Source organism: Pseudomonas sp. FP1762 (genome assembly GCF_030687105.1).
GTDB lineage: Bacteria > Pseudomonadota > Gammaproteobacteria > Pseudomonadales > Pseudomonadaceae > Aquipseudomonas > Aquipseudomonas siliginis.
In genome coordinates this window covers 3153316-3177541 of record NZ_CP117458.1, presented here as the reverse complement: position 1 = coordinate 3177541, position 24226 = coordinate 3153316, and the positions used below count along the sequence as shown (strand labels likewise).

The 24226-nt window shown below is 63.0% G+C and carries 16 protein-coding genes; 5 read left to right on the top strand and 11 right to left on the bottom strand.

The features are described 5' to 3' along the window. Window positions 1-96: 96 nt before the first annotated feature. From PSH90_RS14170 to PSH90_RS14160, 3 genes are all read right to left on the bottom strand, one after another. On the bottom strand, window positions 97-2502 hold the full coding sequence (locus tag PSH90_RS14170; RefSeq protein WP_305380826.1) for a glucose/quinate/shikimate family membrane-bound PQQ-dependent dehydrogenase: 2406 nt from the start codon (window positions 2500-2502) through the stop codon (window positions 97-99). 453 nt (window positions 2503-2955) lie between these two features. After that, complete coding sequence (locus PSH90_RS14165) at window positions 2956-3972, bottom strand: NADP-dependent oxidoreductase (RefSeq protein ID WP_256809846.1); 1017 nt, start codon at window positions 3970-3972, stop codon at window positions 2956-2958. A gap of 55 nt (window positions 3973-4027) precedes the next feature. Further along, a complete protein-coding gene (locus PSH90_RS14160; protein WP_150635206.1) occupies window positions 4028-4816 on the bottom strand; it encodes an SDR family oxidoreductase in 789 nt (262 codons plus the stop codon). 138 nt (window positions 4817-4954) lie between these two features. Here PSH90_RS14160 and PSH90_RS14155 point away from each other — a divergent pair, with 138 nt between their 5' ends. After that, window positions 4955-5557, top strand: a complete 603-nt coding sequence (locus tag PSH90_RS14155) for a TetR/AcrR family transcriptional regulator (protein ID WP_305380825.1) — start codon at window positions 4955-4957, stop codon at window positions 5555-5557. A 5-nt stretch (window positions 5558-5562) separates the two neighbouring features. Here PSH90_RS14155 and PSH90_RS14150 read toward each other — a convergent pair whose 3' ends face one another. After that, window positions 5563-5964, bottom strand: coding sequence for a response regulator transcription factor (locus PSH90_RS14150; protein WP_236168776.1), 402 nt, complete (start codon window positions 5962-5964; stop codon window positions 5563-5565). Continuing rightward, window positions 5961-6950 carry a response regulator gene (locus tag PSH90_RS14145; protein WP_236168777.1) on the bottom strand — a complete coding sequence of 330 codons (990 nt, stop codon included), beginning with the start codon at window positions 6948-6950 and terminating at the stop codon, window positions 5961-5963. Before PSH90_RS14145 ends, PSH90_RS14150 begins: the two co-directional genes overlap by 4 nt. A 313-nt stretch (window positions 6951-7263) precedes the next feature. On the opposite strand from PSH90_RS14145, the gene PSH90_RS14140 reads away from it, so the two are divergent. Beyond that, the gene (locus PSH90_RS14140; RefSeq protein ID WP_370695141.1) at window positions 7264-12462 is read left to right on the top strand and encodes an AAA family ATPase; all 5199 of its coding nucleotides are present in this window, start codon (window positions 7264-7266) and stop codon (window positions 12460-12462) included. A 244-nt stretch (window positions 12463-12706) separates the two neighbouring features. Here the strand turns inward: PSH90_RS14140 and PSH90_RS14135 are convergent, their stop codons facing one another. From PSH90_RS14135 to PSH90_RS14115, 5 genes are all read right to left on the bottom strand, one after another. Continuing rightward, window positions 12707-13183: a helix-turn-helix domain-containing protein gene (locus PSH90_RS14135; protein ID WP_016774798.1), complete on the bottom strand. Its 477-nt coding sequence runs from the start codon at window positions 13181-13183 to the stop codon at window positions 12707-12709. Window positions 13184-13271: 88 nt separating this feature from the next. Next, window positions 13272-14384 carry an alkene reductase gene (locus PSH90_RS14130; RefSeq protein ID WP_305380822.1) on the bottom strand — a complete coding sequence of 371 codons (1113 nt, stop codon included), beginning with the start codon at window positions 14382-14384 and terminating at the stop codon, window positions 13272-13274. 171 nt (window positions 14385-14555) lie between these two features. Then, entirely contained in the window at window positions 14556-16790 is a 2235-nt protein-coding gene (locus PSH90_RS14125; protein WP_305380821.1) for a molybdopterin cofactor-binding domain-containing protein, read from the bottom strand. Continuing rightward, on the bottom strand, window positions 16787-17260 hold the full coding sequence (locus PSH90_RS14120; protein ID WP_056786149.1) for a (2Fe-2S)-binding protein: 474 nt from the start codon (window positions 17258-17260) through the stop codon (window positions 16787-16789). The genes PSH90_RS14125 and PSH90_RS14120 overlap by 4 nt, the downstream gene beginning before the upstream one ends. Then, window positions 17257-18537 carry a c-type cytochrome gene (locus PSH90_RS14115; RefSeq protein ID WP_305380820.1) on the bottom strand — a complete coding sequence of 427 codons (1281 nt, stop codon included), beginning with the start codon at window positions 18535-18537 and terminating at the stop codon, window positions 17257-17259. The genes PSH90_RS14120 and PSH90_RS14115 overlap by 4 nt, the downstream gene beginning before the upstream one ends. Window positions 18538-18823: 286 nt before the next feature. On the opposite strand from PSH90_RS14115, the gene PSH90_RS14110 reads away from it, so the two are divergent. The 3 genes from PSH90_RS14110 (at window position 18824) to PSH90_RS14100 (ending at window position 22656) form a co-directional block, all read left to right on the top strand. Continuing rightward, window positions 18824-20023 (top strand): MFS transporter, encoded by a 1200-nt coding sequence (locus PSH90_RS14110; RefSeq protein WP_305380819.1) that lies wholly within the window; start codon window positions 18824-18826, stop codon window positions 20021-20023. 94 nt (window positions 20024-20117) lie between these two features. After that, the gene (locus tag PSH90_RS14105; RefSeq protein WP_016774792.1) at window positions 20118-21023 is read left to right on the top strand and encodes a LysR family transcriptional regulator; all 906 of its coding nucleotides are present in this window, start codon (window positions 20118-20120) and stop codon (window positions 21021-21023) included. A gap of 130 nt (window positions 21024-21153) precedes the next feature. Beyond that, window positions 21154-22656, top strand: coding sequence for a sensor domain-containing diguanylate cyclase (locus tag PSH90_RS14100; protein ID WP_256809843.1), 1503 nt, complete (start codon window positions 21154-21156; stop codon window positions 22654-22656). Between the two features lie 6 nt (window positions 22657-22662). Here the strand turns inward: PSH90_RS14100 and PSH90_RS14095 are convergent, their stop codons facing one another. After that, window positions 22663-24201 (bottom strand): cryptochrome/photolyase family protein, encoded by a 1539-nt coding sequence (locus tag PSH90_RS14095; protein ID WP_305380818.1) that lies wholly within the window; start codon window positions 24199-24201, stop codon window positions 22663-22665. Window positions 24202-24226: the final 25 nt, after the last annotated feature.

Sequence of the window (24226 nt, the reverse complement as noted above, 5' to 3'; positions counted from 1 at the left end):
TGAATCCTTCCTGCTGAAATCTTTAACGCAATAAAACGGCGACGCGGTGCTTTGGGGCACCGCGCGCTTGGAGGAGGTTGGTTGTGCGGCAATGAGTTACGGCAGGGCGTAGGCCATCACGTAATCGCCACGATCGGTCGACTGGCGTGCGCCGCCAGCGGTGACGACGATGTACTGCTTGCCGGTTTTCGGCGAAACGTACGTCATCGGGCCGCCCTGGCTGCCGACCGGCAGACGGGCTTTCCAGATTTCCTCGCCATTGCCGCTGTTGAAGGCGCGCAGGTAGAAGTCCTGGGTGCCGGCAATGAAGATCAGGCCGCCCTGGGTCGACAGGGTGCCGCCGAGGGTTGGCAGACCGATCTTGATCGGCAAGTGCATGCGAATGCCCAGGGGACCGGTGTCTTCAACGGTGCCGACCGGAACCTGCCATGCGACTTTCTGGGTCTTCATGTCGATCGCGGTCAAGGTGCCGAACGGCGGCGCCTGGCACGGAATGCCGGCCACCGACAGGAAGCGGTTCTTGTTCACCGCGTACGGCGTGCCTTTGAGCGGAACAGCGCCCATGCCGGTGTTCAGCGCTTCGCCACCGCCAGCGGCCTGGCCTTTGTTCTGCGACGGGATCATCTGGATCCACAGACCCAGGCGCATGTCGTTGACGAAGATGAAACCGTGCACCGGGTCAGTGGAGATGCTGCCCCAGTTCATGCCACCCAGCGAACCCGGGAAGCTCAGCGATTTGTCGGTACCCGGCGCGGTGTACAGACCGTCGTAGCGCATGCTCTTGAAGTCGATACGGCAGAGCAACTGGTCGTACGGCGTGGCGCCCCACATGTCCGATTCGGTCAGGTGCTGCGCGCCGATCTGCGGCATGCCCACGGATTTCGGCTGGGTCGGCGAGTACGGCTCGTTAGGGATGTTCGCGGCTTTCACCGGTACTTCCTTGACCTCGGTCAGCGGCTTGCCAGTGGCGCGGTCGAGCACATAGATCTGCCCGGCCTTGGTGCCGATGACCAGCGCCGGAACGCTTTGGCCGTCCTTGTCGAAGTCGATCAGGCTCGGCTGCATCGGCAGGTCGAAGTCCCACAGATCGTTGTGCACGGTCTGGAACACCCAGCGTTCTTCACCGGTGCTGGCGTCCAGCGCGAGGATCGAGGCGCCGTACTTGTGGTCCAGTTCGCTGCGCTCGACACCATAGATGTCGGTGGACGAGCTGCCCATCGGCAGGAACACCGTGTTGGTAGCCGCGTCGTAGGACATCGGCGCCCAGCTGTTCGGCGTGCTGCGCACATAGGTGCTGCCGTCGGCCGGTGCGTTGCGGTCCTGCGGGTTGCCCGGGTCGAACGCCCAGCGCATGGCGCCGGTGATCACGTCAAAACCGCGAATCACACCGCCCGGCATGTCGCTCTGCACGTTGTCGGCAACACGACCGCCAACCACTACGGTGGTGCCAGCCATCAATGGCGCGGACGACAACTGATAGTAGCTGTCCGGAACATCACCCAGACCGGCCTTCAGATCGACTTGGCCGTTGTTGCCGAAACCCTGGCAGAACTCGCCAGTGTCAGCGTCGACCGCGATCAGGCGAGCATCGATGGTATTGGTCAGCAGACGACGCTGGCAGTTGGCAGCCGGCGCCGGTTTGGCTTCGATGATCGAAGAGTTGCTCGGCTGAGCGATGGTCGCGGTGGCGTCGAAATAGGCCATGCCACGGCAGCGCTGCCAGACTTTCGATTGCGCGTTGATCGCGTTCTTCCAAAGCTCTTTACCGGTGTCGGCATCGAGGGCGATCAGGTTGTTGTGCGGGGTGCAGATGAATACTTTGTTGCCGACCTGCAGCGGGGTGAGCTGGTCTTCGGCGCCGTTGCCATCGCTCTCGGCGACGTCCCCGGTATGGTAGGTCCACGCGACTTTCAACTTGTCGACGTTGTTGCGGTTGATCTGGTCGAGCGCGGCGAAGCGGCTGCCACCTTCGGTGTTGCCGTAGTGCGCCCAGTCTTTCTGCGCCTTGGCCGGCTCGACCGGAGTCAGGCCCGGGCCAGTGCCAGTGGCGGCAACGGTTGGGTGGGCGACGAACATGTTGCCCGCCGCAACGGCCACACCGACCGCCAGCACAGCGGCCACGGCATACGCACCACGACCGGCCACGCGGCCATTGGCGCGCGCCAGCAGCGGGTAGACCAGCGCGACGACCATACCGATGACGCTGAACATGAACAGCCGCGAGAACACCGGCCAGAACACCAGCCCGGCGTCAGCCACGGCCCAGATCGCGGTGGCCACGAGAAACGCGGCGAACAGCCAGGCGCCTGCAGTTTTCTTCAGTGCGATCAGCACACCGGAAACGGTCATCGCCAGACCGCCGACCAGGAAGTACCAGGAACCGCCCAGGCTGACCAGCTTCACACCGCCGACCGCGAGCGCCAGACCGAGCAGGGCGATGATCACGCCAAGGCCGACCAGAATGAACGTTGAAACGCCTGAGACGCGTTGACTGTGGTTCACATTGAAAGTCCCGTTTGAATGAAGCGCGGGATTATAGCGGTAACTAACCATTCAGTTAACCGCAGTTTTGCCATGAAACCGTGCACTTCTGTGAATCAAGCGTGGTGCAGGATTAGCAAAACGCAAGTTGAGAGGGGTTTCTCGAGGTTTCAGCAGGAGGGGCGGATTGAGCGTGGTATTGCAATGCACATGCTTGGACACCGCGCTGGATTCACCCCTCACCCCAGCCCTCTCCCCGAGGAGAGGGAGCCGATTTGTGGGCTTTTTGAGACCTGTGTTCGCCTCGGTATCTCAGGTCGGTGTAACTCGCGCATTCAACTCGGTCAGTCCTCTCTCCCTCTGGGAGAGGGAGCCGATTTGTGGGCTTTTTGAGACCTGTGTTCGCCTCGGTATTTCAGGTCGGCGTTACTCGCGCATTCAGCTCGGTCAGTTCCCTCTCCCTCTGGGAGAGGGCTAGGGTGAGGGGCTTTTGAGGTTGGCCGCGATGGCAACCTTGCCCTTGGCCCGGCCTTTTTCTACGTAGTGCAAGGCGTCAGCTATCTGATCGAACGGAAAAGTACGATCGATCACCGGTTTGATCACCCCGGCCTCAATCAACGCAGTGATTTTCTGCAACTGGATGCCGTCGGCACGCATGAACAGAAACGAATAACCCACCCCACGCTTGCGCGCCTTGCGCCGAATACCACTGCTGAGCAGACGCATGACCAGCCCGAGCAGCCACGACAAACCCTGCTCCTGAGCGAACTGCGCAGTCGGCGGCCCTGACAGGGAAATCAGTTGCCCGCCCGGTTTCAACACCCTCAACGATTTTTCCAGCACATCGCCGCCGAGGCTGTTGAGCACCACGTCGTAGTCGCGCAGCTCATTGGCGAAATCCTGCTGTTTGTAATCAATCACCACATCAGCGCCCAGCGCCTTGACCCACGCGACATTCGCCGTGCTGGTCGTAGTCGCAACAAAAGCGCCGAGGTGTTTGGCCAGTTGAATGGCGACCGTGCCAACGCCACCGGAGCCGGCGTGAATCAGTACCTTCTGGCCTTTTTGCACGTTGGCGACTTCGACCAGTGCCTGCCACGCCGTCAACGCCACCAGCGGCATGCAAGCCGCCTCGGTCATGGCGAGATTGGCGGGTTTCAACGCGACCGCTGTTTCATCGACAGCGATGCGTTCGGCAAACGTGCCAATCCTGTTATCAGGCGCACGCGCATAAACCTCATCGCCCGGCTTGAAACGCTTGACCGCCGCACCGGTGCTGAGCACCACACCGGCGACATCGTTGCCCAATATCAAAGGCATTTGATAGGGCAGGATCATCTTGAATTCGCCGCTGCGAATCTTCAGATCCAGCGGGTTGACGCTACTCGCGCGCACTTCGATCAGCACGTCGTGAGCGCCAACCAGCGGTTCGGGCAGGTCGCCAATCCGGCCGTTCTGCTTGCCGTAGCGCTCGATGAAAAATGCCTTCATTGCGGATGCTCTTGTCGGTAGAAACCCGCCGGCATAGCGGCGGGTTTGAATGAGGTCAGGCTTGCGTCAGATAACGTTGCGCAACAGCCGACTGGCGGATCTGCCCCAACAGGCCCTGCCGCGCGGTTTGCAGGGCATCCCAGCGCTCGCCCTCGTGCAGCGGCGGGATGGTCACGACTTCGCGACGGTCGAAGCCGACCAGCGCGGCATCGACCATGTCGCCGACTTCCATGATGTCGGTGAGGGTGTTGATGTCGATACCGGCGCGGTCCCAGATTTCCGTGCGGGTGGCGGCGGGCAGCACCGCTTGCACATACACGCCTTGTGGCGACAGTTCCAGGCTCAGGCCTTGAGAGAGGAACAGCACGAACGCCTTGGTCGCGCCATACACCGACATGCCGAACTCCGGCGCCAGGCCCACCACCGAGCCGATGTTGATGATCGCGCCGTCGCCGGCCTTGGCTAGACGCGGCGCGATCGCGCTGGCCAAACGCACCAACGCGGTGGTGTTGAGCGCGACCAGTTGCGCCACGCTGTCGGTGCTCTGCTCGATGAAGGTACCGGACTGCGCCGCGCCGGCATTGTTGACGAGGATACCGATGCGCGCGTCGTCACGCAGACGCGCCTCGACGGTTTGCAGGTCGCTCAGTTGCGTCAGGTCGGCCTGTAGCACTTCGACATGGACGTTGTGTTCAGCGCGCAAACCGGCAGCAAGGGTGTCCAGGCGCGACTGGTCACGGGCGACCAGCAGCAGATCGTGCCCGCGCTGGGCGAAACGTGCGGCGTAGACGGCGCCTATGCCGGTGGAGGCGCCAGTGATCAGAACAGTAGGGCGAGTAGTCATGGTGTTGGCTCTTTTTCAGGTGAAGACTGATTGCGGGCTTTTAGGATGATGATCCAAATCTAAACTGTCAACGGTTTTGATTATGGCTAACATCTATGTATCATCGAGCCATGATTTTTCAGCGCTGGAGGATTCAACATGCGCGTATCCAAAGCTCAGGCTCAGGCCAATCGCGAGCACATTGTCGAAACGGCATCAGTGATGTTCCGCGAACGCGGTTATGACGGGGTCGGCGTGGCTGACCTGATGGCGGCCGCCGGTTTTACTCACGGCGGTTTCTACAAACACTTCGGCTCCAAGGCCGACCTGATGGCCGAAGCCTCGGCCAATAGCCTGGCGCAGTCCACGGCCGCCGCCGAAAGCATGAGCGTGCAGGATTTCATCGACGTGTACGTGTCCCGCGACCATCGCGATGGCCGCTCCACCGGTTGCACCATGGCGGCGTTGTGCGGCGATGCGGCGCGGCAGTCCGGGGATGTCAAAGCGGCGTTCGCTGAAGGCATCGAGCGCACGTTACAGACGCTCGGCGAGAAATACCCGACGGCAGCGGATGCACCGCAAGGTGAGGGCCGAACCCGGATGATCGACCTGCTGGCCCGCGCGGTCGGGGCGATCATGCTGTCGCGGGCCTGCCCGGATGACTCGGCGCTGGCCGATGAGATTCTGACGGTGTGTCACGCTTCGATGACTGAGTCGCTGCCCGCGATCGAAACTGCGCAAGAAGCCACGCAGGACAGCTGAAGCGATCAGTGCTGGCGGTGCAGGGCCTTGTCGAGTGCCGCCAGCAAAACCTCTTCTTCGAAGGGTTTGCACAGGCATTCAAACGCCTGGTAATGCCCGGACTCAGCCAGCGCCGCCTCGTCCCAATGGGCGGACATGCAGATCACCGGAAACTGTCGCGGCAGTTGGCGCATCACGTCGATGCCGGACAGGCCGGGCATGCGCAGATCCAGCAGCAGGCAGGCGATTTCGGCGAAGTCTGCTTCGGCGAGAAACGCTTCGCCACTGGCATAAACCTGCGCGCGATAACCGACCGAGCGCAGCAGATTCGACAGGCTTTTGCGCACCGACGCGTCGTCATCGACGATGCAGACAATCGTCGGTCGGGTGTTCTCGATCGCCGTCGGGCGACCCGCCGGGGCGCTCACGACAGGCTCGATGGGCCAGGCGAAGGCGCAGCGCTGATCAGTCCGTAGAGTTCGACGAGGTTGACCAGCGAGCGGGTCTGCATCTTCGCCATGATGTGTTTGCGATGAACCTTGGCGGTCACTTCACTGGTGCCCAATTGGTTGGCGATCTGCTTGTTCGACAGACCGCCAACGATCAGTGGCAGCACCTCGCGCTCACGCGGTGTCAGTTGCGCCGCCAGCTGCCGCACGTGCTGAACCCGTTGCCATTGATTGAACGCCGTCGCGGCGTGTTGACGGGTGCTGCGCAGAATGCCGAGCAGTTCATCGTCATTGAATGGCTTGGTCAGGAACTCCACCGCGCCGGCCTTCATCGCCTGCACCGACATCGGAATCGTGCCGTGGCCGGTCATGAAGATCACCGGCCACGGCAAGCCGCGCTCGTTCAGCGCCGCCTGCAATTGCAGGCCTGTGGTTTCGGGCAGGCTGACGTCGAGCAACAGGCACGCCGGGCCATTGGCGATGTCGCCCTCTAGCAGTTCTTCGGCGGACTGGAAAATCCGGTGCTCGATGCCTTCGGCGCGCAACAAGCGGCTGAGCGCGGTACGCACGCAGGCCTCATCGTCAACGATGAACACCGGCACCGATTGCGTATCGACCAACGGCGGCTGCGCCACCATCGGCGCCGAGGCCAGCGCGTTGAACACGGGCAGTTTGGGTTCGCGGTCTTTCAATAATCGGTAACCTCGACGGGCAACCGTCTGGATGATTTCTTTTTCCCCGAGCAGTTTGCGCAGCGAGGAAATCTGCACTTGCAGATTGTTCTCTTCGACGACGATGTCCGGCCACACCTGATTGATCAGCTCGTCCTTGCTGACGATGCGCCCATCGGCCTGCATCAGTACGGAAAGTATTTCGAACGCCCGCCCGCCCATGCGCAAGGGCCGGCCATCGAGAAAGGCTTCGCGCCGTTCCAAAGAAATCGTGGCTTGGCCGAGTCGGATCATGCGGGCCTCTGCGTTGCGGTGAGAAGGAGAGGGCGCGGGCGCCGGGTTATCAGGTTCGTACGCTAGGGGACGGCCTGGCATAAAGCAATTATCCCGAGGGATAAGACGTGCGCTTGTATAGCGCAAGAAACAGCCGCGCAAGGCTCTGGACGGCCATCTTGAGGCTGCGGACGGACATCAGCGCAGCGGCTGGCCCTCTGGCAAAAAAACGCTGGGTATACTTCGCCACCAGCCTGAATCCCATTTCCAGCGGTGAATGCGTATGCCCGGCCAGCCATCCTCCTCTGCAATTTCCCGCGTGGCCGATGCGCCGATGCTCGATGAAGCATGGCTGGAGAGCTGTCGGTTCAGTCTGCTGCGCCGTGACCATGAACTGACCTGGTTCAGCCTCGAAGACAGCCACTCGGGCCAGAGCTGGTTCGCTGTGCGTGCGCCGATCCAGCGTCCGGCGCTGTGCCAGCGGCTGGAGCGCGATTTCCATTTGCAGTTGCCTTCGCAGTGGGCGCTCAACCCGCTCGCGCTGATTCGCTCGGCGGACGGGCCGGTGTTGGTCTACCCGCAATGGGGCGCGCCGCTGGCTGGACTGATCGACGCCGCCGGCTTACCACTCGGACGGGTGCTGAATATCGCCGTCGCCGCCGCGAATGCGCTGGTCCACTCTCGCCATCCGGAAACACCGCAAAACCCTGTGGGAGCGAGCCTGCTCGCGAAAGCGTCATTCCAGCCGACATCACCCTTGACTGACCCACCGCTTTCGCGAGCAGGCTCGCTCCCACAGGGTTCTTTATTGCCTTGGCATCTGCTGGTCGATGCTGACGACAGCGTCAGGCTGATGGGCTTTCACACCCACGCGCAGGAAACGCCGGCGACCGAACTGCCGAGCTTGGAACACTGGCCTTATCTGGCGCCGGAACAGCTGCAGCGCGACGGCGTCGATTCCGATGAGCGCAGCGACGTCTATGCGCTGTCGGCAATCATTTATGAGGCGCTGACCGGGCGCCCGCCGCTGATCGCTCGCGACGCCTCGCAATGGCTGCATGTGCACGCCGCCGTCGAGCCTTTGTCGCCAGCGCAATACCAACCCGACCTGCCGCAAGGCATTTGTCACGTGCTGCTCAAGGGCCTGGCCAAGGAGTCGGACGCGCGCTATCAAAGCATCGAATCGCTGGCCGCCGATCTGACCTGGTGCCTGCGGCAATGGCAGAAAAAAGGCCAGATCGAAGCGTTCCGCCTCGGTGCATTCGATGCTCGCGCAACGGCCACGCGCGGCGATGTGCTGTTTGGTCGTGATGACGAACGTCAGCAACTGCTTGAACAGATCCAGCGCGTGCGCAGCGACGGCATCGCTCGCGTGCTGCTGGTTGCCGGCGCACCGGGAGCGGGGAAGTCGACGCTGATCCAGCAAGTCCTGCGTAGCCAGGCACCCGGTTATTGGGCCAGCGGCAAGATCGAACTGCTGAACAATGACCGGCCCTTCGCGCCGGTGGCGCAGATTTTTCAGTCTCTGATCAGCCAAGTGTTGACCAAGCCCACGCTGGCCTTGCAGGCCTTGGCCGAGCAACTGCGCGAAACCCTAAAGGGCCGTGGCCGCTTGCTGCTGGACCTGGCGCCGGAAGCCGAACTGCTGATTGGCGCCACCGCCGAACTGCCGAACATGCCGGCGCGCCACGCCCTGGATCGGGTCAATCGGGCGCTGCTCGATGTGCTCGAAGTCTTTGCGCAACCGGGGCATCCGCTGCTGCTGTTTATCGACGACTTGCAGTGGGCTGACGACTCGACGCAGGCGTTTCTCAAAGCCTTTATCGGCCGACCGACGCGGCATCTGCTGCTGGTTCTGGCGTATCGCGAGGGCGAGTTGACGGAGCATCCGGGCGGCTGGCTCGATGAGATGCGCAGAGCACCCGCGCTGCCAGTCAGTGACCTTCGACTAGGGCCGCTGTCGGTGCAGGCCGTTGCGCAACTGATGGCGGTCGAACTCGATGCTGACGTCGACAACCTCGAGGCGCTGGCCCGCGTCGTGCACTTCAAAACCGCCGGCAATCCGTTGTTCGTCAGCCAGGTGGCGCGCGCGCTGGTGGACGAGCGTCTGCTGCGTTTCGACGCGACGACGCGGCGCTGGGTGTGGAATCAGGCCGAAGTGAACGGCTATCGCTACGCCGACAACGTGGCCGAATTGATGGTGCAACGCTTGCAGCGTCTGCCGGTCAGTGCCCGTGAAGTGTTGCGCACCGCGGGTTACGTTGGTGGCCGCTGTGACGAAACGCTGTTGGGCGATTTGCTGGGGGACGATCCGGCGCAATTGCTGCGTGACGTGGATTATCTGGTCAGCGCCGGATTTCTCCTGCGCGAGCCTGGCCAACTGGTGTTTCCCCACGATCGGGTGTTGGAAGCCGCCGCTGCGCTGACCGCACCGGCCGGGCGCTCGGCTGAGCATGCGCGCATCGCTGCCGCCATGCTCGATCAATGCGGCGAGCAGCGGCAGGCGCGGGTCTTCGACATCGCCAGTCAGATTCAGCGCAGCGCCGGCAATGCGCTGCAAGCGCCTCGACGCGCTGAATTCATCCAGTTATTGCTCGAAGCTGCCGAGCGCGCCCGCGATAGCGCCGCTGTCGAGCAGGCCGTGGATTATCTGCGCAGCGCCGAGGTGTTACTCGGCGACAACGGCTGGACGCAGCTCTACCCGCAAGCCTTCGCGGCGCGCTGGCTGGCAGCCGACTGCGCGATGTTGCTGGCGGATCTGCCCGGCGCGCAACAGCGTCTCGACGACTGTCTGGAACACGCTGCCACCGTGCTGGACCGGGCGAAAACCTACCGCCTGCGCGCCAGCCTGCGCACCTTGCATTCCGATTACCACGGCGCGATCGGCGAAGCGCTGGCCGGTCTTGCGTTGCTCGACATCGACCTGCAGCGACACCCATCGAAGGCGCAACTGGGCGAAGCGTTCGAACGGGTTCGGCAATTGGTCGGTGCGCGACGGATCGCTGAGTTGACGGCGTTGCCCAAAGCCATCGAGCCGCGAATCGAAGTGGCCATGGAACTGCTGAGCACGCTGATCGCCTCGTTCTTCGTGCAGGACGACATTGCTTTTCTGCACCTGGCGAAGATGGTCGAACTGACTTTGCTCCATGGCACCACGCCGAGCAGCGGCTACGGTTTCGCCTGGTACGGCGTGATGATCGCCGACCGTTATGGCGAATATCTGGACGGTGTTGCTTTCGCCGAACTGGCGCTCGATCTGACTGATCTGCACGGCTATGAGGCGGGGCGCACCGGCACGCTGGTGGCGCTGGATCAGGTCAGCGCGTGGACCCGGCCGATGGCTTACGCGCGGCAGAAGGCTTTCGCCGCGTTTGAGTGCGGTCAGGCCGGCGGCGATCTGGGCATGTCGTGTTACGCCTGCAACCACATCGGCTCCGATCTGCTGTTCATGGGCGAGCCGCTGCCAAACGTGTTGAACGAGCTGGACGTCGGCCTGAGTTGGGTGCGGCAGTTTCACTACATCGACATCGAGCGCATTCTGCTGGCGCAACAGGCGTTCGCCAGCGATTTGCGCAATGGGCCTGAGCCTCGTTCGATCGCAATGCTGGATGCTTTGGAACATGACCGTTTTGGCCCGCTGCATCGCGACCGCGTTTCACAGCCGACGCTGTTGTGGATGTGGTTGTATTCGGGCATGTCGGCGTTCTATTTCGGTGAAGTGCGTTACGCGTTGCGCCGTTTCGAAGACGCCGAGGCGTTGACCTGGTCGCTGCCGGCGCACATTGATCTGGCGCATTACTACCTGTTCTACAGCCTGGCACTGGCCAGTCCCGAGGCGCCGGGCTCTGTTGCCGAAAAACTGCAGAAGCTGGAGCAGCAACGGCAGCGTTTTCTGCCATGGGTCGAGCTCAATCCTTCAACCTTCAGCAACAAACTGCTGCTGATCGAAGGCGCGATGGCCCGCGTGCGCGGCGAAGGGCTGGCCGCCATTCGCTGCTTCGACCAAGCGCAAATCGCGGCGGCCGCTGCCGGATTTATCCATGAGCAAGCACTGGCACATGAACAACTGGCCGAGGTCTGCCTGGCCAACGGCCTGGTCTCCGGCACGCATCATCACCTGCGTGTTGCGCGCGACTGCTATGTGCTGTGGGGCGCTGAAGCCAAGGCGCGCCAGCTCGAAGCGCAGCATCCGTTTCTCGCCCACGAGCATACCCTTCAAGCGGGAACGCCGGTGACGCGGGTGCGCCTTGATCTGGAAGTCGGCATTGAAGCGGCACGCGCGGTCTCGCAAGAGGTGTTGCTCGATCGGCTGGTGGAGACCTTGATGAATCACTTGATGATTCAGGCCGGTGCCGACCGCGGCGCGCTGCTGTTGGTCGCCGAGGGTGAGTTGCAATTGGCCGCTGCCGCGCATGTCGAGGCGGGCAACGTGCGGGTCAGTCAGGACAACGATCGCTCGCGGGAGCAGATCGCGCCGGTTTCAGTACTCAATTCGACCATGCGCACGCGCACGCCGCTGGTGCTCGACGATGCCCGCGCCGACTGCCCGCAAGCTTACAGCGCCGACTTGCGCGAGCGGCAGACGCGCTCGCTGATGTGCCTGCCGTTGCTCAAGCAGGGCGCGCTGATCGGTCTGGTGTATCTGGAAAACAGCCTGGTACCGAAGCTGTTCAGCGCCGAACGCCTGACCATGCTGGAAATCCTCGCCTCGCAGGCAGCGGTGTCGCTGCAGACCGCACGGCTCTACGCGCAACTGGTCGAAGACAACCGCTTGCGCGCGCAGATGGAAGCCGACTTGCGCAGCTCGCGGGCGGAACTGGCGCGCAACTCGCACCTGAAAATGATGGGCGAACTGTCGGCCTCGATCGCCCACGAAATCAGCCAGCCGCTGCTGGGCATTTCATCGAACGCCTCGGCCAGTCTGCGCTGGCTCAAGCGCGACACGCCTGATCTCGACGAGGCTATTCAGGGACTGGAAGACATCCGCTCCGACAGCGCCCGTGCCACCGAGATCGTCCAGGCCTTGCGCGCATTGGCCAGGCAGGCGCCGTTGCAACGATTGCCGGTGTCGATTGACGCGTTGATCGGTGAGGTCGTGCAACTGACGGCCAGCGATGTGCACAATCGCGGGGTGAGCTTGCACACGCAACTCAACGCTGCTGACCCGGTGCTGGGGGATCGGGTGCAGATCCAGCAGGTGATCTACAACCTGATCGTCAACGCGCTGGAAGCGATGGCTGGGCAGGGCGTGACTGACGGGCGCCTGGTGATTGAGTCGACGCTGTCCGATGGGCAGGTCTGCGTGGCTTTTCAAGACAATGGGCCGGGGATCGCCGAGCATCAGCGTGAAGAAATTTTCGATGCGTTCTTCACCACCAAGGGCAGCGGCATGGGCATGGGCCTGGCGATTTGCCGAACGGTGATAGGCGCCCATGGCGGGACGTTGCGCGTGGAAGACAGCGAAGAGGGCGCGCGGATCTGTTTCAGGCTGCCGCTTGCGCCGGACGCCAGGATCAAAAGCCCCTCACCCTAACCCTCTCCCGGAGGGAGAGGGGACTGACCGGGGTGTTTGGGGGAGATACGCCGACGTGAAAGTCCGAGTTGAACTCAGGACTGGAAAAACACCAAATCAGCTCCCTCTCCTCGGGGAGAGGGCTGGGGTGAGGGGGGAGTTCACCGCCGTACCAACGCCGACCACCAGCGCTCTACCGCAAAAAAAAAGCCGCGAAAAATCGCGGCCAAAAGGGAGGAGTGAACAAAACCCTTTGAAATCCGACTCAGGGCCGCAGTTCCGTCAAGCGCTGGCCCATCGTCGAATTCAGCAACCCATCGCTGAGCCGCCAGACATCCGCATCCACCAGCGCCACCCGCGCTCCGCACATCAGTTGGCGCCAGACCTTCGGCGGCATCCCCACCATGCGCCCGAACGTGCGGGTGAAGTGCGAGTGATCGGAAAATCCGCATTCATAAACAATCTCGGTAATCGCCATCGAGGTCAGCAACAGCCCTTTGGCTTTGTCGATCTTCATCTTCAGCATCCATTCCTGAGGTGAGCAGCCGGTGACGATCTTGAACGCCCGGGAAAAGTGGCTGCGTGAAAGATTGCAATGTTCGGCAATCTCGCTGACGCGCAGGCTGCGGCTCAGATCGTGCAGCATGTAGGCCTTGGCGCGGCGTTCCTGCCAGCCGGACAGTGCGCCCAGTGGGCGCGCCAGGTGGCAGGAAGGGTCTGACTTCACCGATTGCGGGTTCATGGCGGCTCTCCTGATCGATGGGCAAAGTCTGGCCGCAGGCTTTATTTAAAGTCCTTAAACAAACCTTAAAAGTTATGAAGCCCAAGCCTCAGGCGTGAAACGGATAATCGACATAACCACGCTGATCGCCGCCGAAAAAACTGCTCGGATCCGGTGTGTTCAGCTCAAGCCCATCGTGCAGCCGACGCGGCAGATCCGGGTTGGCCAGGAATGGCCGGCCAAAGGCGATGATGTCGGCGCGATCGGTGTTCAGCGCCTGTTCGGCGGACTCGGCGTCGTAACCGCCAGCGAGGATCAGCACGCCGTTCCAGGTCTGGCGCAACTGGGCAATGATCGCGTCCCAGCGCGGATCAAAGTTTTCGTCCTTGACCGTGCCGACCATGGCCGGCTCGACCAGGTGCAGGTAGGCCAGATTCCACTGGTTGAGCGCTTCGACCAGATAACCGAAGGTCGCTTCAGGCGTGTCATCGCCCATGCCCATGAAGCGACCCATTGGCGTCAGGCGTACGCCAACGCGCTCGGCACCGACTTCATCAGCCACGGCGGCGACCACTTCGAGCAGGAAGCGCGCGCGGTTTTCTACGCTGCCGCCATAGGCGTCGTCGCGCTGGTTGCTGTTGCTGTTGAGGAACTGGTCGAGCAGATAACCGTTGCCGGCATGGATTTCCACGCCGTCCATGCCAGCGTTCAACGCGTTACGCGCAGCGCGGCGATAGTCTTCGACGATGTCGGCAATTTCCGCCGTTTCGAGGGCGCGCGGCACCGGTACATCGCCCCACACGCCGTTGCCTTGTTCATCGACGATAAAGGTCTTGCCCGGCACTGGCAGGGCGCTTGGCGCCACCGGCAAGCCGGCGTCCGGCTGAAAGCTGGGGTGCGAGACCCGGCCGACGTGCCACAGCTGCATGAAGATCAGACCGTTCGCTGCGTGCACCGCCGTGCTGACTTCGCGCCACGCCTGGACTTGCGCATCGGTGTAGATCCCCGGCGTCCACGCATAGCCTTGGCCTTGCTGAGAAATCTGCGTGGCTTCGGTGATGATCAGCGCAGCACTGGCGCGTTGGCGGTAGTACTCGGCGTTCATCGCGGTCGGCACGTCGCCCGGCTGGCCAGCGCGTGAGCGGGTCAGGGGCGCCATCGCCACGCGGTGGGCAAGGGTATAAGGGCCAAGGGCAATGGGTTGGAACAGGCGACGGGTCATGGGTAGCTCCGGATGGCGATGAGTAGAGTTCAAGCGCGGCAGCCAGGTGCCGCGCGCTGTGCAGGTAACTTAACCGGGGGTGACGGGGCTGATAATCCGTGGCCGGCGCTACGCAGTTTTGCGCGCAACGCAACGGCACCCGCGCTCATCGCTGATGAACGCGGGCGTGGTTCAGGCGGGTTGGCTCGAGCGAGTCAGCGGCAGATTCAGCCAGCGCCGGCCGGTGGCATTGCTGACCGCGTTGCCGAGCGCAGCAGCCATCGGCCCTTGGACGATTTCGGCAGCACCAAGGAAGGGTTCGCCCGGTTGATCAAGCAAATGCACGTCGACTTTTTTCGGCAATTGGGTGAAACGCAGAATCGGATAACCGCTCCAGTCGTAGCTGCGAATGCCGCCGGCGTCGTAGGCGACTTGTTCGTAGAGCGTCCAGCTCGCCGACTGGACGATGCCGCCCTCGATCTGATTGCGCAGGCCATCGGGGCTGACGATCTGGCCGACGTCGACCGCCGTCACCACATGGTCAACGCGGATTTCACCGGTCTGCGGATGCACCCGCAATTTCACCGCGAGGGCGCAGCAACCCATGATGTTCTTGTAGCGGGCGAAGGCGAAACCGATCCCCGCGCCGGGCTCGTTGCTCTTGTGGGGCCAGCCGATTTCGTCACGCACGCGCTCAATCACAGCCCGGGCACGCGGATCGCTCAGATGGGCCAGGCGCAACGCCAGCGGATCAAGGCCAGCCTTGATCGCCAACTCATCGATACCCGCCTCGATCGCAAAGATGTTGATGTGCGCACCGAGCGAGCGCATGGCCGAAGTGCGGAACGGCATGGTGGTGACGAAGTTCATGTTGATCCGCGTCGCGCCCAGCTCATACAGCGGCACCGCGTTGCGATCACCGTCACCTTCGGGCTGAGCGATTGGCACCGACGGCGCCGAGGCGAAGGGTTTCGCCAATAGACGTGCCGGCAGCAGGCGCCCGGCATTGACGATGCGTTCGTTGTGCGGCGTGGTCCACAGCTCGTAGTTCCAGTCCTGCAAACGGCCCTGACTGAGGCCGGCATCGACTTCGGTGACCATCGCCGAACTGTATGGCTCCCAAAGGTTTTCCTGCTCTCGCATCCATTGCACGCGCACCGGCGTGCCCGGCAGGCGCATGGCGATCAGCGCGGCATCGGCGGCGGCATCATCGGCGCCGTTGTGGCCGTAGCAACCCGAGCCTTCGGTATGAATGCAGCGCACACGGTCCGGCGGCAGCCGCAGCATTTCGGCGATACCGGCGCGCAGCGGATAGACGCCCTGGGTGTGGGTCCACACCGTGAGCACGCCATCGTTAAACCAGGCCACCGCACAGGACGGGCCGATCGAGCCGTGCATCAAATACTGCTTGGTGACCCGCGCTTTGAAGCGCGTTTCGGTCGCGCCGCCGGGATTGCCAGTGTTGCTGATCGGATAGCGCTTGGAGGGCAATTGCTTGAGCAAATCGTGAATCCCGGCGGCTTCGGGAATCGCCTCGCCGCCGCTCCACTTGGCACTCTCGATGCCGCTGCGCATGGCTTTGATCGCTTGCCACTCATCACGGGCGACCACCGCCAGATAGTTGCCGTCGCGGATCACTTTGACCACGCCGCTGAGCGCTTCAATCGATGCCGTATCGAATGCCTGCAGCGTGCAGCCGGGACGCGGCGGGCGAATCACCCGCGCATGCAGCATGCCCGGCAGGCGCATGTCTTGCACGAACGCCGCGCCGCCGCTGACCTTGGCCGGAATGTCCAGACGCGGCAGGTTGTGCCCGATCAGCTTGAAGTCGGCCGCTGCCATCGCCGGTGATTGCGCCTTGGCGTATTGGTGCACATCGACATGTTTGACTGCTTCGGCATAAGCCATGCGCTGAGCGGCTGGCCCTTCGATAATGCCGTCGCGAGTGCTCAGTTGCGCAGCATCGACTTGCCAACTGCGCGCAGCGGCATCGACGAGCATTTCCCGCACCTGCGCGGCAGCGTTGTACAGCGCGGTGCCGCTGTCGAAAATACTGTGGCTGCCGGCGGTGTAGCCTTCGTTGGGCGTCAGTGCGGTGTCGGCGGTGAGCAAGTTGATTGCGCTGGCCGGCACCTGCAAACGCTCGGCAGCGATTTGCAGCAACGCGGTTTTCACTCCAGTGCCCAGTTCGACCTTGCCGGTGTACACGGTGATGCCGTCGGCGCCAATGCGAATCCACGCGTCCAGGTAAGGGTTGGTGCGCAGGCTGCCGGGCAAATCGGGGGCAAGGACCACGGTGCCGAGGGTGTCGACTTCGGTGTCGGCCAAGACACGCTGCGCTACCGGCATCAGGGTGAAGGCCATCAGTAGTGCGCCGCCACGCAGGAAGGCCCGGCGGCTGGGGTTCAAGCCGTTAGCTTCGCTCATGTCCGGCTCCCGTTGTGCCCGGCCACCTGCTTGATCGCCTCGATGATGCGCAAGTGCGTGCCGCAACGGCACAGATTGCCGGCCATGTGCTCGCGGATGGTTTGTTCGTCCGGGTGCGGATCACGTTCGAGCAACGCCTGCGCGCGCATCAGCATGCCGGCGATGCAGTAACCGCATTGCGCCGCTTGCTTGTCGATGAATGCCGTTTGCAACGGGCCGGGTTTTTCTGCGCTGCCGAGGCTTTCGACGGTGCGGATCTTTTTTCCTTCAAGGCCTGCGCACGGTGTCAGGCAGGCGAACACCGGCTGGTCGTCGACGATCACCGTGCACGCGCCGCACTGGCCCAGGCCACAGCCGTACTTGGCGCCGTTGAGGTTCAAGTGGTTGCGCAGCGCATACAGCAGCGGCATGTCCGGCTCCAGCTTCAGCGCTTGGGCGGCTCCATTGACGGTGAGAGTGATCTGGCTCATTTCGTCTCCTGACGTAACGCTTCAATAGTGGAAGAGAGGTCGGCCCATGGCTGCTCGGGTCTGGCTTGCTCGCGCAGATACGCGGCGAGGGCGCCGAGCTGGGCGTTGTCGAGGCTGGCGGCGAACGGCGGCATCACCGGGCCGGGCGCGCCGGGAATGGCGGGCACGCCGTCAAGCACGCTCTTGAGAAAGTTGCGCGGGCTGGCCGCTTGTAGCGCCGAGGTGCTTTCCAGGCCTGGGCGGCCGTCGATTTCACGCATCGGCGCGGCGGGTGCGTGACATCCGGCACAGGCGCTGCTGAAGAGCAGGGCGCCGCTGCTGTGATCCGCTGGACTGCTCGGCGGCTTTTGCGCAGTGATTTCGGTCACCGCGTGCGGGCTTTGCAGGCTCAGCAGGTAGTCGGCAATCGCCTCGGCCTCACTGGCCGGCAAGCGCGCCAGACTCAGGCTGACCGGACGCATCGGGCCGGCGGGTGTGCCGTGGCCATCGACGACATCGGCGCGAAGGTAGCCGACCAATTGCTCGCGATTCCATGGATTGGCGCGTTGCTGGAGGCCGACCAGTGCCGGCGCTTCCCAGCCATCAACGCTGCCGCCCTGCAGATACTCCGAGGATTTCTCCGCGCCGATCAGGTTCAGCGGTGAATGGCAGCCGGCGCAGTGGCCCGGGCCGTCGACCAGATAGCGTCCGCGATTCCATGCCGCGCTGTGTTCGGCCAGCGGCGTGAGCGGCTCGCCATGCAGAAACAGCAGGTTCCAGAACGACACCAGCGGGCGGATGTTCATCGGGAAGTTCATCTGGTTCTGCCGCGCCGGGGCGTGTACGGCGGGGCCGCTCATCAAGTAGGCATAGGCGTCGGCGATGTCTTCGGAGCTCATGCGCCGGTAGTGCACGTAGGGAAAGGCCGGGTAGAGAAAGTGGCCGTCGCGGGCAATGCCTTCGCGCATCGCCCGCTCGAAGGCCGGCAGTGACCATTCGCCGATGCCGGTCTGCGCATCCGGGGTGATGTTGGTGCTGTACAGCGTGCCGAACGGCGTCACCAGCGGCAGCCCGCCAGCCAGGTATTCGCCGCCGGGGCGGGTATGGCACACCGCGCAGTCGCCGGCCTCGACCACCCGTGCGCCGCGTTGCAATTGCGCCGTATCGAATGATGTGGGGCGTTTGATTGGCGCGATCGCCGGGCGCCACATCAGCGCGACAGCGACGATCAGGCCGATCAGCGCGAGCACGGCCACGCTGATCCACAGGGTTCTGGATTTGAGTAGAGGGCTGTTCATGATCGGCAGGAAAACGCGGCGGACAGTGGCAGGACGAGTGCAGTGCGGGTCATGGAAACGCTCCTTGTAGCAGCCGGGGGAAGGGCGCCGATGCGGACGTCTGCGCCAGGGCCAAAGCGTAGAGAAGACCCTTGCAGCGGAGAATCACCGGCCCGCGCAACAGCGCGTTGCGCCACAAGCAACGTTGCGCGCCGCGCATCAGTGCGTTGCCAGTGGCACGGATTCTCGCCCCCGCCGGCTGACCGTAGCCTTGGCACAACTTTCCCGAACTCAACGAGGTGTCACCATGCTTACGGGCAACCCTGCCGTTGCGGCCCCGGCCGAACAGCCTGCTTCACTCTCCGGCCTGATGGTCGCGTTTCTGGCATTTTGCTGCGGCGCGGTCGTCGCCAACCTGTATTACGCACAACCCATCGTCGAACTGATCGCGCCGCAGATCGGCCTCTCCAGCGCCAATGCCAGCCTGATCGTCTCGCTGACGCAGTTCGGTTACGCGCTGGGCTTGTTGCTGCTGGTGCCGCTGGCCGACCTGATGGAAAACCGCCGTCTGGTGGTCGGCTTCACTCTCGCTGCCAGCGTAACGCTGCTGTGCGCTGGCCTGACTCAGTCGCCGTCGCTGTTCCTGCTGCTCTCTTTGCTGATCGGCCTGACTTCGGTGGCAGTGCAGATTCTCGTGCCGCTGGCCGCGCACCTGGCGCCGGAAGCCAGCCGGGGCCGCGTGGTCGGCAACATCATGAGCGGCCTGTTGTTGGGGATTCTGCTGTCGCGGCCGCTGTCGAGCCTGTTGGTCGAAGTGTTCGGCTGGCGCGGGGTGTTTTACAGCGCGGCGGCACTGATGGCGGTGATCGCGTTGATTACCGCTGTGGCATTGCCGCGCCGGGTGCCGACGCACAAAGCCACCTATGTCGCGTTGATCGGTTCGGTGTTTGCCTTGGCCCGACGCTTTCCTGTGTTGCGCCAGCGTTCGCTGTATCAGGGTTTGCTGTTCGCCAGTTTCAGCCTGTTCTGGACTCTCGCGCCGATTGAGCTGATGCGTCACCACGGTTTCAGCCAGGCGCAGGTGGCGATCTTCGCTCTGGTCGGCGCGGTGGGTGCGATTGCTGCGCCGATTGCCGGGCGTCTGGCCGATGCCGGGCACGGTCGTCGCGGTACCTTGGTGGCGTTGCTGCTGGCGCCGCTGTCACTGTTGATCGCCGCGTTGCCGGGCAGTGGTTACGTGTGGCTGGTGGTGTGTGCGGTGCTGCTGGATTTTGCCGTGCAGTTGAACATGGTCCTCGGCCAGCGCGAGGTCTACGCCCTCGACCCGCACAGCCGCGCACGCCTGAATGCGGTGTACATGACCAGCATCTTCGTCGGCGGCGCCCTCGGTTCACTGGTCGCCAGCCCGCTGTACGAACACTTCGGCTGGAACCTCTCGGCCGCCGCCGTAGCGGTGTTGCCGGCGCTGGCGCTGGCGTTGTTCCTGAGCCGCAAGGCTGATGGCTGAGGTCGCGATGAGGCCCGGCAAGCACGACGATACAAGACGTGTGGCGAGCACTGATGCACAATCAGCGGCGTTCCCTCACCACCGGACCCCGCTTATGGACAAGTTGCTGGCCTTGAAGATGTTTGTTGAAACCGTGCGCTGTGGGGGCTATTCCTCGGCGGCGCGCAAGCTTGGGATTTCGACGTCTTCGGTGACACGGCAAGTGGCAGGGCTGGAAAACGAGTTGGGCGCCAGTCTGCTCAATCGCACCACGCGCAACACCAGCGTGACCGTCGCCGGTCAAACCTATTTCGAGAAAGCCGTGGCGATTCTCGATGCCATCGACGAAGCCGATGCGGTGGTCGCCGATCGTGGCAGTGATGCCCAGGGTCGCTTGCGCATCAGCGTGCCGGTGGAGTTTGGCCGGCGGCTGATCGCGCCGCACCTGAGCCGCTTGCTTGAACGCCATCCCGGGCTGGAGATCAGTCTGTCGCTGAGCGATCAGGTCAGCGATTTGCTCAGCGAGCAGATCGACGTTTCAGTGCGGCTCGGCTCGACGGTGGTCAGCGAGGACATCGTCAGCAAACGCGTCGGCCACTTTCAGCGTTGGATTGTCGCCAGCCCGGATTATCTGGCGCGCAGCGGCGTGCTGGAGCATCCGCGGGATCTGCTCGAGCACCAGTGCCTGCGCTTCGACTACGGCGGTAGCCATCACCACTGGACCTTTCAGGGCGACGAAGAGCCGATTCAGCTCAACGTCCAGGGTCGCCTGCAAAGCAACAATGCCGACATCCTGCGCGAAGCGGCGATTGGCGGTGGCGGTGTGGCGCTGCTCGCCGACTGGCTGGTGCGCGATGACGTCGCCGCCGGACGCCTGACGCGCTTGCTTGAACACTATGAAGTCAACCCCGGCAGCGCCAGCAGTTGCATCAACGCGTTGTACCTGCCCAACCACCGTGGATCGAGCCGGATCAACGTGTTCATCGATTTTCTCGTGGAAATCCTCAAACCCGCCGCTTAGCGCTGCACACTCTGTTGCTGCAGCCGCTGCACACTGCTTGTATGCTTGCGCCCCGGAACACGTGGCCGCCGTGAGTGCCGACGTTCGAATGATGGCTGGAATGGATACCGGACTTCCTTAAGGTACTGACGTGAAGCGTGATACTCGCCTTGTAATGCTCCTGCTGCTGGTGATTGGCTGTTCCCTGACTTCGCTGACGATCTGGAAAGTCTGGTCTTCGCGTGAGCGTGCGCTGGCCGAGGTCGACGTGCATGGCCTAAACCTGACCCAGGCGCTCAACACCTACACCGAAGGCATCGTCCGGCAAAGCTCGCTGCTCTTGCTCGGGCTGGTCGAGCGTCTGGAAACCGAGGGCAACGGCCCGGCGCAGATTCAGCGCATCCAGAGCCTGATCGACCGCCAGCAGCCGCTGATGCCACAGCTCAGCGGCATCATCATCTATGACCGGAACGGGCATTGGCTGATGTCCTCCAATCGGCCGATTCCGGAGGGCGCCAACAGCAGCGACCGCGCCTATTTCATTCACCACCGTGAAAACCGGAGCCGCGAGCCGTTCATTGGCCCGCCGATCCAGAGCCGTGCCAATCATGAATGGGTGGTGACCATCAGTCGGCGCTTCAATGACGCCGGTGGCCAGTTCGCTGGCGTTGTAGCAGTGACGCTGGGGGTGGAAAACTTTCTGCGAGTGTTCGGCAAACTCGACGTTGGCCAGGACGGCGCGATAGGCCTGTCGTACACCGATGGCACGCTGCTGGTGCGTTACCCGTTCCGTGAGCAGGACATGGGCCGCAACTTCTCCAAATCGCCGATTTACGCCAAATACCTTGTCGACCGTTCAGTCGGCACTGCCTCGTACACCTCCAGCCTCGACGGCGTGGAGCGGTTGTACGCGTTCCGCAAAAGCGAAACGCTGCCGCTGATCACCACCGTGGCCCTGGGCAAGGACGAAGCGCTGGCGGCGTGGCGCATCGAAGCGGCGTTGTCGGCGGTGGTGGTGATCGGGCTGCTGGGGCTGACCGGGCTGATCGGCTGGTTCCTGATCCTTGATATCCGCCGCCGCACCGAGGCCGAAGAAGCCTTGCGCGATGCCCAGCAGCAATTGCTCGCGTCCAATCGGCAGCTGGAATTACTGGCGCTGAAGGATGCGCTGACCGGCCTGGCCAACCGCCGCTGTTTCGATGAAACCCTGACGGTGGAAGCGCGGCGCGCGCAGCGTGACGGGACTTCGCTGGCCTTGCTGATGATCGATATCGACCACTTCAAATTGTTCAACGATGCCTTGGGCCACGTCGCCGGCGATGCCTGCCTGCAAGCGGTCAGCAAGATTCTTGAAGGCTGCGTGCGACGCCCCTCGGATCTGGTCGCGCGCTACGGTGGCGAGGAAATGGCGGTGATCATGCCGGCCACCGACAGCGCCGGTGCTACGGTGGTGGCGCAACTGATGCTCGAGCGTTTGCAGCAGGCGAACATTGCCCACCCGGGCAGTCCGTTTGCTCGGATCACGGTGAGTATCGGCATGGCGGTAGGGACGGGCGCTCAGCTGGATTCGCTGCCGGCGTTGATCCAGACCGCCGATCAGGCGCTGTACCGCGCCAAAGCGGCGGGGCGCAACGGGATGGCCGGGCAGGCCTGAGGCGCACTAGAAAGCTTCGCCGCTATCCAGTGTCGCCAACAGCATCTGCCCGCGCTGCCACAGCGCGTCCTGCTTGGCCAGCGGCATGCGGTCGAGGTTCTTGTACATCATGCCCATGCGCTGATTGCCACGCAGAATGTCGCCGTGGCGCATGAGGAAATGCCAGTACAGCGCGTTGAACGGGCAGGCATCGTCCGCGCTGCTTTCCTTGACCTTGTAGGCGCAGTCGCCGCAGTAATCCGACATCCGATTGATGTACTGGCCGCTGGCACAGTAAGGCTTGGAGCCGAGATAACCGCCGTCGGCATGCATGACCATGCCAAGGGTGTTGGGCAGTTCGACCCAGTCGAAGGCGTCCATGTAGATCGCCAGATACCACTCACAGATTTCCTTCGGCGCAATCCCGGCGAGCAAGGCAAAGTTGCCGGTGACCATCAGCCGCTGGATGTGGTGGGCGTAGGCATGTTGCAGGCTTTGGCCGATGGCCTGGCGCATGCAGTTCATCTGCGTTTCACCCGTCCAGTAGAACTCCGGCAGCGCACGCGTGTTAGCAAACACGTTGCCCTCGGCGTAATCCGGCATCTTCAGCCAGTACACACCGCGCACGTATTCGCGCCAGCCGATCAGCTGCCGAATGAAGCCTTCGGCAGCGTTGAGACCTATGCTCCCCGACCAGTAAGCCGCCTCGACATCGCTGCACAGCTGACGCAAATCGAGCAGGCCGATGTTCAGCGCCGCGCTGATCCGCGCGTGAAACAGGAACGGCTCTTCGCTGGCCATGGCGTCCTGGTAATCACCGAAGCCGGCCAGCGCATAGTCGAGAAAGTATTGCCACAGGGCCTGAGCATCGGCGTGGGTCACCGGGTAGTTGAAGTCATCCAGCGTGCCGTAATGGCTGGCGAAGCGCTCGCCGACCAACGCCAGCACCTCTTGGGTGATTGCATCATTGGCGAAACGTGCCGGGTAGGGCGGTTTGGCGTGTTTGGGCAGCGCCTTGCGATTCTCCGCATCGAAATTCCACGCACCGCCGACCGGCGTACCGTCCCCGTTCAGCAGCAGCCGACTCTTGCGCCGCATCTCGCGGTAGAAAAACTCCATGCGCAGCTGCTTCTTGCCGCTGGCCCAGTTGGAGAACTCTTCGCGAGAACAGAGGAAGCGGCTGTCTGAATGCCAGTGCACGGGCAAGCCCGAATCTTTGATTGACTGCTCAAGGCGCCAGTCGCCGCATTCGGTTATGTGGATCTCGTCGGCACCAGTGAGGGTTTGCCAACGCTGCAATTCACCGGGGATTGAGCCGCTATTGTCCAGGTCGTCGAGGGTGACGTATTGGACGCGGTAGCCTTTATCGCGCAACGCCTCGGCAAAGTGGCGCATGGCGCTGAAGATCAGAGCGATCTTTTGCGGATGATGGGCGACGTGGGTCGCTTCCTCCATGACCTCGACCATCAGCAGCAGGTCGTGCTGGGGATCGAGTGGCTGCAGGGAGGCCAGGTCGAAAGACAGTTGGTCACCGAGGATCAGGAGCAAACGGTGGGCAGGGGGCATGGAGCTAAGTCCGGTGAACGATTCG

Bases quoted from the DNA above. Each gene is read 5' to 3' on its own strand.
- PSH90_RS14125 (WP_305380821.1), bottom strand. From the start codon at position 16,790: ATGAGCGAAGCTAACGGCTTGAACCCCAGCCGCCGGGCCTTCCTGCGT.
- PSH90_RS14155 (WP_305380825.1), top strand. From the start codon at position 4,955: ATGCGCGTATCCAAAGCTCAGGCTCAGGCCAATCGCGAGCACATTGTC.
- PSH90_RS14145 (WP_236168777.1), bottom strand. From the start codon at position 6,950: ATGATCCGACTCGGCCAAGCCACGATTTCTTTGGAACGGCGCGAAGCC.
- PSH90_RS14105 (WP_016774792.1), top strand. From the start codon at position 20,118: ATGGACAAGTTGCTGGCCTTGAAGATGTTTGTTGAAACCGTGCGCTGT.
- PSH90_RS14135 (WP_016774798.1), bottom strand. From the start codon at position 13,183: ATGAACCCGCAATCGGTGAAGTCAGACCCTTCCTGCCACCTGGCGCGC.
- PSH90_RS14165 (WP_256809846.1), bottom strand. From the start codon at position 3,972: ATGAAGGCATTTTTCATCGAGCGCTACGGCAAGCAGAACGGCCGGATT.
- PSH90_RS14120 (WP_056786149.1), bottom strand. From the start codon at position 17,260: ATGAGCCAGATCACTCTCACCGTCAATGGAGCCGCCCAAGCGCTGAAG.
- PSH90_RS14115 (WP_305380820.1), bottom strand. From the start codon at position 18,537: ATGAACAGCCCTCTACTCAAATCCAGAACCCTGTGGATCAGCGTGGCC.
- PSH90_RS14095 (WP_305380818.1), bottom strand. From the start codon at position 24,201: ATGCCCCCTGCCCACCGTTTGCTCCTGATCCTCGGTGACCAACTGTCT.
- PSH90_RS14140 (WP_370695141.1), top strand. From the start codon at position 7,264: ATGCTCGATGAAGCATGGCTGGAGAGCTGTCGGTTCAGTCTGCTGCGC.
- PSH90_RS14110 (WP_305380819.1), top strand. From the start codon at position 18,824: ATGCTTACGGGCAACCCTGCCGTTGCGGCCCCGGCCGAACAGCCTGCT.
- PSH90_RS14160 (WP_150635206.1), bottom strand. From the start codon at position 4,816: ATGACTACTCGCCCTACTGTTCTGATCACTGGCGCCTCCACCGGCATA.
- PSH90_RS14130 (WP_305380822.1), bottom strand. From the start codon at position 14,384: ATGACCCGTCGCCTGTTCCAACCCATTGCCCTTGGCCCTTATACCCTT.